This is a genomic window from Delftia tsuruhatensis (assembly GCF_903815225.1).
Classification (GTDB): domain Bacteria; phylum Pseudomonadota; class Gammaproteobacteria; order Burkholderiales; family Burkholderiaceae_C; genus Comamonas; species Comamonas tsuruhatensis_A.
On sequence record NZ_LR813084.1, the window covers coordinates 1,854,776 to 1,869,140 of the forward strand.

Sequence of the window (14,365 nt, forward strand, 5' to 3'; positions counted from 1 at the left end):
ATTTCCCCAAGGTAGGGTTGAGCCATGGCGAATCGGGGGGAGTGAGTAATCGTTAATAATTGCAAAAGAGTTTAGTATGCGAACCAAGAGTGTGGTGGTTTTTTTGCTGCCGCTGCGCCCCAGGAAAGGGTCAGATGAAGACGGGAAGACGTGCTTTCATGCGGGCTGCGGGCGTGCTGCCCGCGGCCGTGGCCGTGGCCGCGGCCCCCCTGGCGGCCCCGGCCGCCACGGCACAGCAGTTGTGCCGGCGCCACTTTCAACCCTTGCTGGGCCAGGATTTTTCCGTCGAGAAGTCCGGGGTGCGGCTGCGGCTGCTCGCCCTCGAGGATTTGCCGCATGCCCGGGAGGGGGAGCGCTCGTTCAGCGCCGTTTTCGAGCTGGGCGACGGCGTCCCGCCGGCGCAGGACACCTGGGAGATATCCCATCCCGCGCTGGGTCGCCATGCCGTTTTCCTGAGCCCCGGCGACGCCCGGGGGCGGCGAGTGGAGGCCGTCTTCAACCGCGGCTGAGCGCGGGCCTGCGCATGCGCAGGTAAATGCCTTCCTGCCCCTCGTCTGCGAACCCCAGGCGCTCATACATGCGCCGGGCAGGGTTGTCCGCTTCCACGAACAGCTGCATGTCGCGCCGCGTGCCGTCCGCCCAGTCCACCAGCCATCGCATGAGCGCGCCGCCCAGGCCCTGGCCGCGGGCGCTGGCCAGCAGCGAGATATCCATCAGACCCAGGGGGCCGGGCGCATGGTTGAGGTACAGGCGCCCGACGGGTGAGCCGGCGCGCTCGATCACGAAGAATGCCGTGTGCGTGTAGTGCTTGCGGTAGTGCAGGTCCTGCAACGTGAACTGTGCGTCGCAGAAGGCCTGCTTCTGGGCTTCGCTCCAGGGCACGGGCGCCAGCTCCGCCTCCCGCACCTGGCGGTACAGCGCGCGCAGGAAGGGGATGTCCGAGGCCTCGACCAGGCGCAGCCGCACGCCCTCCACCGCCGGTGGCGGCAAGTCAAGCGGCATGGGAGAAGCAGGCCTCGTAGTCGGTATGCGTGGCCGACTGGCCGACGGGCGTGATGAAGATAGCGAAGTCGCCGCGCTGTGCGTGGCGTACCCGGTAGGTGCGCTGGGCCAATTGGGGCGTGCGCGGGCCGCGGAACACCAGCGAGAACTGTCGCACGCCGGGCGTTTCGTGCGCCTTCTGCTCGACCTGCACCAGTTGCATCTCGATGGCCATGCCCTGCTCCGCGCCCGGCACGTGGAAGCTCACGGTCTGCCCGTCCATGGCCCGGGCCTCGTCCCAGTCGAGGATGCGTGCATAGAGCGCGTCGCCAGGTTCCGGTTCCAGGGTGTTCTGCGTATTCATGGGGTTTTCGAGAAGAGCCAGGCAGGGGCGCCAGCATAGCGCAGGCTGTCGAACACTGGCGGCTGCGGCTGACAGGAACTTTCCCGTTCAGGCGATTGTTCAATGGCGCAAGTCGAGGCAGCATCCCATGCCATGGACAACGTTGCCGCTGCTGCCTCTGCTTGTCGCCATGTGCTCGATTTCATGGCCTACAACCGCCCCGTCTTGTCATTGGGTGCGGTGGCATCCTCCATGCTCCTGGCATGGTCGCCGGTGTACGCGCGCCAGCTTGCCCCCATCGATGCCCTGGGCGAAGCACCTGTGGTCATGAGGGCGCAGTCCGAGCGTGCGCAAGCATTGCCCGAGCGCGTCCAGAAGCTCTCGCGCGAAGAGCGCCTGGGCTTGCCCACCTTCGTTCAACTGCGCGCCGATGGGGTGGGGCGGCGGGGAGAGGTCCGAGCGCAGGCGTCGGCCTTGAACGCCGAAGGTGCCGCGCGCCGTGAGCTCAAGGCGCTGGCCGGTCTCTACGGCCTTACCTCCCGGGAAGTCGACGCCGCACCGCTGGGCCATGTGCAGGCCCTGGCCACAGGAGCACATCTAGTGCGGCTGGGCAACCAGCGCGACGGTGTGGAGGTCTTTCGTGAGCAGGCCACGGTGCTGCTGGATGGCCATGCCCAGGCCACGGCCATTGGCGGCTATCTGGGCAGCACGGCGCTGGCCCCGGCGTCGGGAACGGCCCGATTGGGCGCTGCCGAGGCCGTTGCCCGCGCACTTCAGGACTATGGCTTTGCACCCGAGGTGGCCCGTCTGCTGCAGGAGGCCGGCGCTGTGGTCCCTGCTGAAGCCGGCCCCTACCGTTGGCTGGCCTTGCCTGAAGGTGTCCAAGGCTCCGAAGGTGCCGTGCTCCAGGAGCCGGCACGCGTCAAGCCGGTCTGGTTCCGCCTGCCTCAGGGTCTGGTCGCTGCCTTCTACGTGGAATTGCTGGTGCGGGAGCAGGACCAGGAGCATGGCTATGCCTACGTGGTCGCAGCGGACGATGGACGGCTGCTGCTGCGCAGCAACCAGTCGGCACATGCCCATGGCTACCGTGTATGGGCCGATCCTGTCACGGGCGTGCCTCACCCCGGTCCGCAGGGGCGCAACGGCGTGCCCCACCCCACGGGCCAGGCCGATGGCTATGCGCCTCCGCTGGTGGCGCCCGACCTCGTGTCCGGAGGCCGGGCCGCCGACCCCTGGCTGCCCCCCGGCGCCACACTGACAGATGGCAACAACGTGCGGGCTTTTGCCAATCTCGTCGCGCCAGATGGCATGGGGCCCATGGATGCCGAAGAATGCACGGGCCCCTTGGTGTCGGATTTCCGGGCCTGCGCAACGGCACCGGGGGTTTTCGATCATCGCTATGACCTGGCCCGGGGGCCGCTCGCCGACAGGACCCAGGCGGCGGCTTCGGTGGTTCAACTGTTCTATGTGACCAACTGGCTGCATGACTGGTTCTATGGCGCGGGCTTCGACGAGGCCTCAGGCAATGCACAGCATGAGAATTTCGGCCGGGGTGGCCTGGGGGGGGACGCCCTGCTGGCGCAGGCACTGGACTTCGATGGAACGAACAATGCCAATATGCTGACGCGGGCCGATGGCGCGTCGTCCCGTATGCGCATGTACCGCTTCAACAACCGCGGTGTCAGCGCAGCGGTGCTATCGCCGTCTGCGCTGGCGGGTCCGGTGCCCGTCGCTGGCGCGGACTTCGGTCCGGGGCAGTTCAACGTGGCCTCGGACCTGGTGAGCGCCCAGCCGCCGGTGGCATGCTCCGCGCTCTTCAATGCCGCCGAAGTGGCTGGCAGGATCGTGCTGGTGGATGGTGGGTCCTGCAGCTTCGATATCAAGGTGCTCGCGGCGCAGAACGCGGGCGCGGCGGGCGTGGCCGTCATCAACACCGTCGCGGATGCGCCGATCCGGATGGGCTCCGGCAATCCTGCGGGGGTCATCACGATCCCCTCGGTCCATGTCCCACAGTCCGCGGGCAATGCCTGGAAATCACGGCTGGCGGCGGGCGAAGCCGTGCCGCTGCGCCTTGTGGGCCTGAGCACGGAGCGAAGCAGTGCGCTGGACAGCAGCATCGTCGCCCATGAATGGGGGCATTTCATCAGCAATCGGCTGATCGGCAATGCCAGCGGCCTGGTCAGCAGCCACGCGCAGGGCCTGGGCGAGGGCTGGGGGGACTTCCATTCCCTGCTGATGACAGCTACCGACCAGGATCGCAACCACCCGGGCAATGACCGATTCCAGGGGGCATACAGCATTGCGGCCTACTCGATGGGCTTTGTCGAAGGCCCCGGCGGGGCAGACATCGGCAATACGGCGTTATATGGTCTGCGCCGCTATCCATATTCCACGGATCTGGTCAGGAATCCTCTGACATTCAAGCACATACAAAGCGGCACACCGCTGCCTGCCAGCCCAGCTCCCGCCTTTTTCACCGACAACGCTGAAATCCACAACATGGGCGAAGTCTGGGCCAGCATGCTGTGGGAATGCTATGTGGCGTTGCTCAACGCCCATCCGTTCCAGGACGCCCAGGACCGCATGAAGCGCTATCTGGTGACGGGCTACAAGCTCACGCCCGTCAATCCGCTGTTGACGGAGGCTCGCGACGCACTGCTGGCGGCCGCGCAGGCCGAAGACCCAGCCGACTACCAGCGCTTCCTGCGGGCTTTCGCCAAGCGCGGCGCCGGTATCTGGGCACGGTCCATGGCCGACCGCTACTCTGCAACCAACGTGGGTGTGATCGAGAGCTTTTCCGCAGGGGGCGCGCTGGAACTGGACTCCATGGACCTGGACATGTCAGGTGCCGGCAGCCAGCGTTGTGATGCCGATACCATCCTCGACAGCGGTGAAACCGGGGTGCTGCGCCTTGCGTTGCGCAATCGTGGCGCGCAGCAGGTGCCGGTGGCCAGCCTGCAGCTGTCGACCAGCGTGGCGGGCCTGTCATTTCCCGACGGCTCCACGGTCGATGTGCCGGCCATGGAGGCGGGTCAGACCCGGGTGATGGCGGTGCGCATACGGCTCGATGGCCTGTCGTCGCCTGCCAATGCGCGTGTCACGGCCATGCTCAGCCATGCGGAGCAGGAAGCCGGACCGGTTCAGGGGCAGTTGGACCTGCCATTGCACATCGACGCGATACCGGACCGCCTGACGATGGATGATGGGCAGGCTGTTCCCAGTGCCATGCAGCCCGGCAGCAGCCTGCCTGACTATGCGGACAACTGGGGTGTGCGGGCCGACGGTGCGTCCAACCGCCTCTATGGCGGCGGTTCGCCCCATGCTCCGGGATCTCACTGGTTGCGCACACCACCGTTGCAGGTCGCCGCTTCGGGCGACTTCGGAGTGTCGTTCAGGCACCGCTACCGCTTCGAACAGAGTGGCAGCGACTACTACGACGGCGGCCAGCTGATGCTCTCCACCGATGATGGCCTCACCTGGAAGCGCATCATGGCGCCCGGCTATTCGGACACGCTCCATGTGGGCTCCGGCAATCCGGCGCAAGGGCAGCCCGCCTATGTGGGACAGAGCAGGTTCTGGCCCGCCATGGAAGCCGAGGCGCTGAACCTGGGCACGGCCTATGCAGGTCAGCGCGTGCGCCTGGCCTGGGTCATTCATACCGACATGTCCGGAGGCGCGCAAGGATGGGAGGTGGACGACATCGCCATCACGGGCATCACCAATACACCTTTCCCTCAAACCTTCGCGGATGCCCAGACTTGCGCGGCGCCTGGCGTGCTGAGCGTGGCCTCGGGCACACCGCAGTCGGCGCCTGTGGGCTCGGCATTCACGCAGAGGCTGCGCGTGCGCCTGCAGGACGCGGCAGGCACGGCATTGGCCGGGCGTGCCGTGACATTCACCGCGCCGGGCACGGGAGCCTCTGCCCGCTTTGCGGGGGGACTGGCGCAGGTCCTGGTCGGCACGGATACCAACGGCTATGCCGAGACCGTGCTTGCCGCCAACGGCACGGAGGGGGGCTACGTTGTAAACGCTGCAGCGGCTGGCGCCTCGGCCAGCTTCGCCTTGCGCAATACGGCAGCGCCGGTGGGAGCGGGCGGGTTGGCCGGCGGTGCCGGCCCCTTGGCCGTCAGCGGGGCCACGCCCGGTGGATCGGGCTCCGTGGCTGTCTCGGTCCAGTCAGCGGCCCAGGCACTGCCTGCCCATGCCTATTTCTCGCAGGCCGCCTTCAGCGATGCGTCCGCAGCCGGTGTGCCTGCATTGCAAGGGCGCAGTTTCCCGTTCGGCTTGACCAGCTTCGTGCTTGAGAACGTGGGTACAGGCAATACCGTGCGTGTGCGCATCGACTATCCATCCGCCGTGCCGGCCGGGGCGGAGTATTGGAAATATGGCCGCAGCACGCCGGCAGGCGCTGCGCACTGGCATCAGATTCCTGTGACGCCCGTGGGGCCGAATTCGGTGACGATCGACCTCACCGATGGTGGCCAGGGTGACACCGACGGATCGAACGATGGACGGATCACCGACCCGGGTGGCCTGGCCATCCTGAATGCGCCAGCGGTGCCCGCATCCGCTGCGCCCATCCCTGTGCTGTCCCCGTGGGCGACCGGCCTGCTGGCCCTGGGCCTGGCCTGGCTGGGGGGGCGGCGCAGACGGCGATGAGTGGCGATGAGCGGCGGGCCATGGCAAAGGTCCGCCCGCTCCGTACGGCCCCCGCCGGGGCTCATTGGAGCCAGCGCGCCGGCACCATGACCAGGGACGGGAACAGGATGAACAGCAGCAGCAGGGCGACCTGGGCCGCCAGGAAGGGCCATACGCCGCGCGTGACGCGGCCCAGGTCCGTGCGCGCCACGCCGGCCACGACGTTGAGCACCGTGCCCACGGGCGGCGTGAGCAGGCCGATGGCGTTGTTCATGATGAACAGCACGCCGAAGTAGATGGGTTCGATGCCGGCCTGCCGGACCAAGGGCATGAGCACGGGCGTGAGGATGAGCACGGTGGGCATGAAGTCCAGCGCCGTGCCCACGGCGACGACCAGGGCCATCATCATGAACACCAGCAGGATCTGGTTGTCCATGAAGGGCTGCAGCAGGGTGCCGACCTGGGCCGGGATGTCGGCGATGGTGATCAGCCAGGCCGAGACCATGGCGCAGGCCACGAGGAACATGACCACGCTGGAGGTGCGCGCGGCCGACAGCATGAGCTGCGGCAGCATGCGCCAGTGCAGTTGGCGGTAGACGAGCAGGCCCACGGCCAGCGCGTAGACGGCGGCGACCACGGCGGCCTCGGTGGGGGTGAAGACGCCCATCTTCATGCCGCCGATGATGACCACGGGCAGGACCAGGGCCCACACGCCGTCGCGCAGCGCACGCAGCAGTTCGCGCCCGCTGAAGCGCCGCTCCTGCACGGCCGGTGCCTCGCGCCGCGCGCACAGCCACCAGGTGGCCCACAGCGTCAGCCCCATGAGCAGGCCGGGCACGATGCCCGCCAGGAACAGTTTGGTGATGGACACCTGGGCGGCCACGCCGAACACCACGAAGCCGATGGACGGCGGGATCACGGGCGCGATGATGCCGCCGGCGGCGATCAAGCCCGCCGAGCGCGGGATGTCGTAGCCGCCCTGGCGCATCAGCGGGATCAGCACGGCGGCCAGCGCGGCCGTGTCGGCCACGGCCGAGCCCGAGATGCTGGCCATGACCAGGGCGCCGAGGATGGCCACGTAGCCCAGGCCGCCGCGCACATGGCCGACCAGGGCCTGGGCCAGGGCGATGATGCGCTGCGACAGGCCGCCCGCGTTCATCAGCTCGCCGGCCAGCATGAAGAAGGGCACGGCCATCAGCGGGTAGTTGTTGCTGCCCTCCAGCAGGTTCTGCGCCAGGATCTGGGCGTCGAAGTGGCCCAGGTACAGCATCAGGCAGATGCCGCACACCAGCAGCGCGAAGGCAATCGGCATGCCCAGGCCCATGGCGCCCAGCAGCGAGGACAGGAAGACGGCGATGGTCATGGGGCATTCCCTCGGACTTCATTCGACGGCGTCGCCACCGCGCACCAGCTCGCAGGCCGGCATGCGGCCCGTGGCCTGGCGCCACAGGCCGTGCGCCAGCATCAGCGCCATGCCCAGGCTGCACACCAGCAGCGCGGAAAAGACGATGCCCATGGGGATGCCGGTGACGGGCGCGCGCTCGTCCATGGCCAGCACCACCTGCAGCCAGGTGCCCCAGGCCAGCAGGGTGCAGCAGCCCAGCATCGCCAGGTCGCCGATGAAGCGCAGCACGCGCTGCCCGGCCACGGGCAGGGCGGCGACCACGCTGTTCATGCCCAGGTGGCCTCCGTGGTGCAGGGCCAGCAGCGCGCCCAGCAGGGTCAGCCACATGAACAGGAAGCGCGAGACTTCCTCGGAAAACACCCAGCCCGTGTTGAAGCCGTAGCGCAGCACCACGTTGCCGAAGACCAGCACCACCATCAGGCCCAGCAGCGCCACCAGCAGCCATTCGACCGTGCGGATGAAAAGGCGGGCGGCCATGTTCAGCCCGCCCGGCGCGGCACCGGTGGATCGAGCCGCCGCGCGATGTCGCCGCCTGTCCTCGCCAGCGCCTTGGCGGCCAGCAGGAATTGCCCGGAGAAGCTGGCCAGGAGGCACGGGCTGGCCACGCCCGAGTCGATCATGACGTCCAGGCAGCGCCGCTGGCTGGCCAGGTCCGGCGTGCCGCCCGCGTACAAGGTGGTGGGCACGACGGGGAAGATGCCGTGGTGGCGGGGGCGGGAGAGTCCGTGCATGGTGCGGCTCCTTATCCGGTGATGTGGAACTGGTCCAGGTACCCGGTCTTGAGCGACAGGCCCAGGCCGGGCACGTCGTCCCGCAGCTGCACAAAGCCGTTGTCGGCCACGGGCTCGCCGTCGAAGAGGTACCAGAACAGCTCGTTGCCGACTTCCACGTCGAACATGGGGAAGTACTCGGCCATGGGCGAGGCCAGCGTGCTCATGGTCAGGTGGTAGTTGTGCATCTGGCCCGCATGCGGGATGACGGGCACGCTGCAGGCCTCGCACAGCGCATTGATCTTGTGCGCGGCCGTGATGCCGCCCACGCGGTTGGTGTCGTACTGCACGACGCTGACCGCCTTCTTGTCCAGCAGCTGCCGGAAGCCGTGCAGGCTGAACTCGTGCTCGCCGCCCGAGATGGGGATGCTGCCGAGCCGGTTGAGTTCGGCGCAGCCGTCGATGTCGTCGGCGATCACGGGTTCCTCCAGCCAGCGCGGCTCGAACTTTTCGAGCCGGGGCAGCATGCGCCGGGCGTAGTCGAGGTTCCAGCCCATGTAGCACTCCAGCATGAGATCGCAGTCGTAGCCGATGACCTCGCGCACGGCCTCGACGGACTTGAGGTTCTCGCGCACGCCCTCCTGCAGATGGGCCGGGCCGTAGCCGAAGCGCATCTTGAAGGCCTTGAAACCCTGGTCCAGGAAGGTCTGGGCTTCCTGCTGCATGGCCTTCAGGTCGCTGCGGTACAGCTTGCTGTAGTAGCAGGGGATCTTTTCCTTGGTGCGCCCGCCCAGCAGCTTGAACACGGGCTTGCCCACGCTCTTGCCCAGGATGTCCCAGATCGCCAGGTCCACGGCCGAGATGGCGGCCATGGTCACGCCCTTGCGGCCCCAGGCATGGGTGGCGCGGTACATGCGCTGCCACAGATACTCGTAGTCCCAGGGGTCGTGGCCGATGACCAGGGGGGCCAGGTACTCGTCGATGATGGCCTTGGCGATCCGGGGCGCCAGGGCCACGTTGCCCAGGCCGACGATGCCGTCATCGGTCTCGATCTCGACCACGGTCCAGGCGTGGAAGCGGAAGCTGGCCATGGTCTCCTGCGAGGCTGGCAGCAGGTCCATGGCGTTGGCGCAGAAGTGGCCCTGGGGCGGCACGGTCTTGCCCTGCCATTCGTAGACGCGGGCGCGGACGGATTGGATTTTCATGGGAGTGTCGGCCGTTGCGGGAGGATGGGGGATGGCTCACTGTCCGGCGCGCAGCTGCTGCAGTTGCTGGCGCGCCTGGGCGACGAGGCCGGGGCCGATGTCCCGGGTGTAGCGGTCGATGACGGGCTGCAGCCGCTCGCGCATCTTCTGCACCTCGGCAGGGTCCAGCGCCGTGATGGTCATGCCCTGCTGTCTGAGCCCTTCGGTCAGTTCGGCCGTCATGCGGCGGTTCAAGGCCCGCTGCCCGTCGCGCGCCTCGGTGCAGGCCGTGCGCAGGGCCTGGCGCTCGGGGACGGACAGCCGGTCCCACAGGCGTTTGGACAGCAGCACCACATAGGGTGCGTAGGCGTGGTTGGTCAGCGTGACGTATTTCTGGACTTCGTAGAACTTGTTGGCGTGGATGATGGCGATGGGGTTTTCCTCGGCATCGATGGCCCGCGTTTCCATGGCCGTGTACAGCTCGGTGAAGGGCATGGGGATGGCGTTGGCGCCCAGGGCCTTGAAAGCGTCGATGTAGACGGGGTTTTGCATGGTGCGCAGCTTCAGGCCCGACAGGTCGGCCAGCGTGCGCACCTCGCGCCGGCTGTTGGTGACCTGGCGAAAGCCGTTTTCCCAGTAGCACAGGCCCACCATGCCCTTGGGCTGGGCCAACTGCAGCAACTGCGTGCCCACGGGGCCGTCGAGCAGGGCGTCGGCCTCCTGCTCGCTTTGCAGCAGAAAGGGCAGGTCGAACAGCAGGTACTCCTTGATCAGCGTGGCCACGGGCGCCGTGGAGGTGATCACCAGGTCCTGCACGCCGCCGCGCACGGCCGCGACCATCTGGGACTCCGAGCCGAGCTGCGTGGCGGCGTAGACCTTGACGGCGAGCGTGCCGCCCGACTTTTCCTGCACCTTGGCGGCGAACTGCAGCGCGCCCTGGCCCAGCGGATGTTCCTCGGCGATGCCATGGCCCAGGCGCAGCGTGCGGAGCTGGGCCGCTGCCGTGCCGGCGAGCACGGCGGCGGCAATGGCCGCCGTGGCCAGTGTGCGGATGCAGGTGAAGTTCATGGCATGTCTCCCGGTGGTGGTGTCTCAGTGGCTGCCGCCGTGGCGCGCAGCGCCCATGCGGCAGGCGATCAGAAAGGCCTGCCAGGTGGCTTCGGCGCTGGCCTTGCCCTGGCCCGCGATGTCATAGGCCGTGCCGTGGGCCGGCGTGGTGATGGGGACCGGCAGCCCGCCCTGCACGGTCACGCCGCGTGAAAAGCCCAGCAGCTTGATCGCGATCTGGCCCTGGTCGTGGTACATGGTCACGATGGCCTGGTACGCGCCGTCGCGGGCCTTCAGGAAGATGGTGTCGGCCGGGAAGGGGCCGTGGAACGGATCGGGCGTGGGCCAGTCGCGGGCCTGCAGCGCCTGCACGGCGGGCGCGATGATGTCGATCTCCTCGCGCCCGCAGGTGCCGCCGTCGCCGTTGTGGGGGTTCAAGCCCGCGACCGCCACGCGGGGGGCGTGCACGCCGCTGTCCAGCAGGGCGCGGTAGATCAGCTCGGCCGCCTGGGTGATGCGCTCCACGCTCAGATGGCCGGCCACGTCCCTGAGCGGCACATGCGAGGAGATGCGCGCCGTCCACAGATCGCCCAGCGTGTTGAACTCGCAGAAATGGCCGGTCACGCCCAGGGTTTCGGCGAAGTGGTGCAGCTCGTCCTCGTGGCGCAGGCCGCCCAGCTTCATGGCCTGCTTGTTCAGCGGGGCAAAGCAGATGGCGTCGATCGCGCCGGCTTGGGCTGCGGCCATGCACAGGTCCAGCACCTGCAGCACGGAGCGGCCGCCCGGGGCACCGGCCTGGCCCTGGTGCACGGCTTCGGGCGCCACGGTGTCCACGGCAATGAAGGCGGGGCGCGCGGTGTCGGTGCGGCTGCGCACACCGGCCAGGCGGTTGATGGTCTCGGTCTGCACCTGCAGGCCGGCAATGCGCTGGCCCTGCTGCCACAGCCAGCGGTCGCCCACGAGAACGATGTTGGCGTGCTGCGTGGCCTCGGGCCGGGCCAGCAGGCGGGCGATGAGTTCGGCGCCGATGCCGGCGGGGTCGCCCAGGGTCAGGGCGACGACGGGAAGTTCGCTTGCGGGCATGGCGGGCTCAATCGATCTTGATATTGTTTTTGCGGATGATGTCGCCGAAGCGCTGGTACTCGGCGTTGTGGAAGGCGATGAACTCGGCCTGTCCCATGGGCTGCAGCTCGGCGCCCACGGCCTGCAGGCGCGTGCGCGTCTCGGGCAGGGCCAGCACCTTGTTGACCTCGTCGTGTACCCGGGCCTGCACGGCCTTGGGCGTGGCGGCGGGCATGTAGACGCCGTACCAGGCACCGATCTCCACGCCGGGCACGCCGGCCTCGGCCAGCGTCGGCACCTGGGGCAGCTGGGCATTGCGGGCGGGCGAGGTCACGCCCAGGGCACGCAGCTTGCCGGCCTTGATCTGGCCCATCACCGAAGGCATGGTGTCGAAGCTCATCTGCACCTGGCCGCCGACCAGGTCCGCCAGGGCGGCGGCGCTGCCCTTGTAGGGCACATGGGTGATGTCCACGCCGGCGGCGTCCTTGAACAGCTCGGCCGCGATGTGCTGGGTGCTGCCGGTGCCGCTGCTGGCGAAGTGGAGCTTTCCCGGCTCCTTTTTCGCCAGGCCCACCAGGGCCTGGACCGAGGGCGCCGGCAGGCCGCTGCCCACCACCAGCACGTTGGCCACCGTGGCCACGAAGGCCACGGGCACGAGGTCGCGGTTGCTGTCGTAGCCCAGCTTGAGCAGGTGGGGCGCGATGGCATGGGCCGTGACCACGCCCATGACCATGCTGTGGCCGTCGATGGACCTGGCCACCAGGTCCACGGCCAGCGTGTTGGAGGCGCCGGGCCGGTTCTCGACGACCACGGGCTGACCGAGCAGGGGCGCGAGGCGGTCGGCCACGGCCCGTGCCATGGCGTCGGTGCCGCCGCCCGGAGCCGATCCCACCAGCATGCGCACCGGGCGCGTGGGCCATTCGGGCGGGGATTGCGCGAGGGCGAGGCCGGGCAGCAGGGTGGCTGCGGCCAGCAGGGTGCGGCGTTGCATGGCTTGTCTCCGGTGCTTTTGTCGTGGGCCCATGCTAGGCATGGTCATTGATTGCCGTAAACTGAAAGTTGCTGATGAATTGATAACTCAGGGAAATCAATTTCCAGGAACTTTCCTATGGGCTCCATCGACCGCAAGGACGGCACGCCGCAACTGCTCAACCGCCTGCGCATGCGCCAGGTGGCCCTGATGCTGGCCATCGACGAGGAGGGCACGCTGCGCGGCGCGGCCGGCCAGATGGGTCTGAGCCAGCCGGCGGCCACCAAGATGCTGCACGAGCTGGAGAGCGCGCTGGGCCTGCCCTTGTTCGAGCGCGTGGGCCGGGGCTTGCGATCGACGCAGGCTGGCGAGCGCGTGACCGGCTATTTCCGCCATCTGCGTGGCGGGATGGAATCACTGAACCGTGAGTTGCAGGAGCTGCGTGCAGGCAGTGCCGGGCGGCTGGCCGTGGGCAGCATCATGGCGGCCTCGCCGGGGCGTTTGACCCAGGCGCTGCTGGCGCTCAGGCGGCAGTGGCCGCTGCTGGCCATCGAGGTGGCCGTGGACACCAGCGACCGCCTGCTGGCCCAACTGGCCGAAGGCGTGCTCGAGGTGGTGATCGGCCGGCCCCTGGCGCAGGGCGATGGGGCCCATCTGTTCCATCCCGTCGACGACGAGGCCCTGTCCGTCATCGCGGCCAGGGATCACCCGCTGGCCCGGGCCCGCAGCGTCCCGTTTGCCGCGCTGCAGGACCATGGCTGGGTGCTGCAGCCGCCAGGCAGCCCCATGCGCAGCCTGATCGACCAGGAGTTCCAGGCCCATGGCCTGCCACTGCCGCGCGGTTTGATCGAGACCGGATCCATGCTCACCACCATGAACCTGGTGCGCAACTCGGACCTGGTGGCCGTGGTTCCCGAAGCGGTGGCGCGGGACCATGCGCAGCACGGCATGGTGCGCATCCTGCCCTGCCGGCTGCGCCGCAGCCTGCAGGCCTACGGCAGCCTGGTGCGCCGCGACCGGCCACTGAGCGCGCCGGCAGCCCAGTTCCTGGCGCTGCTGCATGGCGGGCCCTAACCGATGTAGCGCACCAGGCCCGGGCTGGTGCGCCGGCAATAGCTCTTGCAGACGCGGCGCAGCACCTGTGCGGCCTCGGTGACGCCGGGCGAGGGGTTCTTGGGGTACCAGGCGGTGATGCGAAAGGACGGCGGCGTGGGCAGGTCCAGTTCGACCAGTTCGCCGCTTTCCAGCTGCGGGGCCACCAGCATGCCGTGCATGATGGCCACGCCCAGCCCTTCGCGCACCAGAGAGACCAGGGCCGCCAGCGAGGGGGAACCCGTGATGCGCAGGTCGCTGGAGGCCAGGCCGTTCTGCGCGGCCAGGTGCTGGGCCATGGCCACGGCCTGCTCATAGGGCACGGTGCCGCGCATCTGCGTGAGCAACTGCTTGCCCAGTACCTTGTGCAGGCCGTCCTTCCGGGGGACCAGGCCGCGCCGGGCGATCCAGTGCACGGGCACTTCGAGCAGGCTTTCGACCACGGCGAACTGCGGATCGACGCTGCTTTCCGTGCGCACGATGAGGTCCAGCTCGCGCCGCATCATCTGTTCGGACAGGTGGGTGCTCAGGTCCACCGTCAGGTCCAGCTCGACATGGGGCAGGCTGGTGCCCATGGCCTTGACGAATTCGGGCAGCACGGTGTGCACCGCCGTCTCCAGCACGCCCACGCGGATGCGGCAGCCCGGGGCCGCGCCCGATCGGGCGGCGCGCTCCAGCGTGCGCGTGGCCTCGATGACGGCCTCCGCGTGGCGCAGCAGCCGGGCACCGTCTTCGGTGATCTGCAAGGCCTTGCGGTCCCAGTGGAACAGGGTCACGCCCAGGTCGGATTCGAGGCCCCGGATGCGCATGGAGACGGCGCCGGGGCTGGCATGGACAAGTTCGGCCACGCGGCGCACGCTGCCGATGCGCGCCAGCAGCACGAAGGTCTCCAGGAAGCGGGTGTTCATGGGGCGGTGGCTGTTCAGTTTTTGT

13 protein-coding genes are annotated in these 14,365 nt (G+C 68.5%); 3 read left to right on the forward strand and 10 right to left on the reverse strand.

Annotated elements, in window-relative coordinates; all coding sequences use genetic code 11:
• Positions 1-134: 134 nt before the first annotated feature.
• On the forward strand, positions 135-509 hold the full coding sequence (locus tag L1Z78_RS08375) for a DUF6916 family protein (protein WP_234641069.1): 375 nt from the start codon (positions 135-137) through the stop codon (positions 507-509).
• Here the strand turns inward: L1Z78_RS08375 and L1Z78_RS08380 are convergent.
• Positions 496-1,002, reverse strand: coding sequence for a GNAT family N-acetyltransferase (locus L1Z78_RS08380; RefSeq protein ID WP_234641070.1), 507 nt, complete (start codon positions 1,000-1,002; stop codon positions 496-498). The genes L1Z78_RS08375 and L1Z78_RS08380 overlap by 14 nt on opposite strands.
• Entirely contained in the window at positions 992-1,345 is a 354-nt protein-coding gene (locus tag L1Z78_RS08385) for a DUF6916 family protein (protein ID WP_234641071.1), read from the reverse strand. Before L1Z78_RS08385 ends, L1Z78_RS08380 begins: the two co-directional genes overlap by 11 nt.
• 183 nt (positions 1,346-1,528) lie before the next feature.
• On the opposite strand from L1Z78_RS08385, the gene L1Z78_RS08390 reads away from it, so the two are divergent.
• The gene (locus L1Z78_RS08390) at positions 1,529-5,983 is read left to right on the forward strand and encodes an IPTL-CTERM sorting domain-containing protein (RefSeq protein ID WP_234642124.1); all 4,455 of its coding nucleotides are present in this window, start codon (positions 1,529-1,531) and stop codon (positions 5,981-5,983) included.
• 61 nt (positions 5,984-6,044) lie between these two features.
• On the opposite strand, the gene L1Z78_RS08395 is transcribed toward L1Z78_RS08390, so the two are convergent.
• Genes L1Z78_RS08395 through L1Z78_RS08425 form a run of 7 tightly spaced genes read right to left on the reverse strand, consistent with a single transcriptional unit; the run spans position 6,045 to position 12,361 of the window.
• Positions 6,045-7,325, reverse strand: a complete 1,281-nt coding sequence (locus L1Z78_RS08395) for a TRAP transporter large permease subunit (RefSeq protein ID WP_234641072.1) — start codon at positions 7,323-7,325, stop codon at positions 6,045-6,047.
• A gap of 18 nt (positions 7,326-7,343) precedes the next feature.
• A complete protein-coding gene (locus L1Z78_RS08400) occupies positions 7,344-7,844 on the reverse strand; it encodes a TRAP transporter small permease (protein ID WP_234641073.1) in 501 nt (166 codons plus the stop codon).
• 2 nt (positions 7,845-7,846) lie between these two features.
• Positions 7,847-8,098: a hypothetical protein gene (locus L1Z78_RS08405; RefSeq protein ID WP_418921681.1), complete on the reverse strand. Its 252-nt coding sequence runs from the start codon at positions 8,096-8,098 to the stop codon at positions 7,847-7,849.
• Between the two features lie 11 nt (positions 8,099-8,109).
• Positions 8,110-9,282: an L-rhamnonate dehydratase gene (locus tag L1Z78_RS08410; protein ID WP_234641074.1), complete on the reverse strand. Its 1,173-nt coding sequence runs from the start codon at positions 9,280-9,282 to the stop codon at positions 8,110-8,112.
• Between the two features lie 36 nt (positions 9,283-9,318).
• Positions 9,319-10,329: a TRAP transporter substrate-binding protein gene (locus L1Z78_RS08415; RefSeq protein ID WP_234641075.1), complete on the reverse strand. Its 1,011-nt coding sequence runs from the start codon at positions 10,327-10,329 to the stop codon at positions 9,319-9,321.
• 24 nt (positions 10,330-10,353) lie between these two features.
• A complete protein-coding gene (locus L1Z78_RS08420; protein WP_234641076.1) occupies positions 10,354-11,391 on the reverse strand; it encodes a 4-hydroxythreonine-4-phosphate dehydrogenase PdxA in 1,038 nt (345 codons plus the stop codon).
• 7 nt (positions 11,392-11,398) lie between these two features.
• Entirely contained in the window at positions 11,399-12,361 is a 963-nt protein-coding gene (locus L1Z78_RS08425; protein ID WP_234641077.1) for a Bug family tripartite tricarboxylate transporter substrate binding protein, read from the reverse strand.
• A gap of 117 nt (positions 12,362-12,478) precedes the next feature.
• Here L1Z78_RS08425 and L1Z78_RS08430 point away from each other — a divergent pair, with 117 nt between their 5' ends.
• Positions 12,479-13,414, forward strand: coding sequence for a LysR family transcriptional regulator (locus tag L1Z78_RS08430; protein WP_234641078.1), 936 nt, complete (start codon positions 12,479-12,481; stop codon positions 13,412-13,414).
• Here the strand turns inward: L1Z78_RS08430 and L1Z78_RS08435 are convergent.
• Positions 13,411-14,340 carry a LysR family transcriptional regulator gene (locus L1Z78_RS08435; RefSeq protein WP_234641079.1) on the reverse strand — a complete coding sequence of 310 codons (930 nt, stop codon included), beginning with the start codon at positions 14,338-14,340 and terminating at the stop codon, positions 13,411-13,413. The two genes, L1Z78_RS08430 and L1Z78_RS08435, sit on opposite strands and share 4 nt — an antisense overlap.
• Between the last annotated feature and the right edge of the window lie 25 nt (positions 14,341-14,365).

Coding starts and splice junctions, on each gene's coding strand:
- L1Z78_RS08380 (WP_234641070.1), bottom strand. CDS start 1,002: ATGCCGCTTGACTTGCCGCCACCGGCGGTGGAGGGCGTGCGGCTGCGC.
- L1Z78_RS08400 (WP_234641073.1), bottom strand. CDS start 7,844: ATGGCCGCCCGCCTTTTCATCCGCACGGTCGAATGGCTGCTGGTGGCG.
- L1Z78_RS08395 (WP_234641072.1), bottom strand. CDS start 7,325: ATGACCATCGCCGTCTTCCTGTCCTCGCTGCTGGGCGCCATGGGCCTG.
- L1Z78_RS08375 (WP_234641069.1), top strand. CDS start 135: ATGAAGACGGGAAGACGTGCTTTCATGCGGGCTGCGGGCGTGCTGCCC.
- L1Z78_RS08410 (WP_234641074.1), bottom strand. CDS start 9,282: ATGAAAATCCAATCCGTCCGCGCCCGCGTCTACGAATGGCAGGGCAAG.
- L1Z78_RS08385 (WP_234641071.1), bottom strand. CDS start 1,345: ATGAATACGCAGAACACCCTGGAACCGGAACCTGGCGACGCGCTCTAT.
- L1Z78_RS08430 (WP_234641078.1), top strand. CDS start 12,479: ATGGGCTCCATCGACCGCAAGGACGGCACGCCGCAACTGCTCAACCGC.
- L1Z78_RS08425 (WP_234641077.1), bottom strand. CDS start 12,361: ATGCAACGCCGCACCCTGCTGGCCGCAGCCACCCTGCTGCCCGGCCTC.
- L1Z78_RS08435 (WP_234641079.1), bottom strand. CDS start 14,340: ATGAACACCCGCTTCCTGGAGACCTTCGTGCTGCTGGCGCGCATCGGC.
- L1Z78_RS08405 (WP_418921681.1), bottom strand. CDS start 8,098: ATGCACGGACTCTCCCGCCCCCGCCACCACGGCATCTTCCCCGTCGTG.
- L1Z78_RS08390 (WP_234642124.1), top strand. CDS start 1,529: ATGGCCTACAACCGCCCCGTCTTGTCATTGGGTGCGGTGGCATCCTCC.
- L1Z78_RS08420 (WP_234641076.1), bottom strand. CDS start 11,391: ATGCCCGCAAGCGAACTTCCCGTCGTCGCCCTGACCCTGGGCGACCCC.
- L1Z78_RS08415 (WP_234641075.1), bottom strand. CDS start 10,329: ATGAACTTCACCTGCATCCGCACACTGGCCACGGCGGCCATTGCCGCC.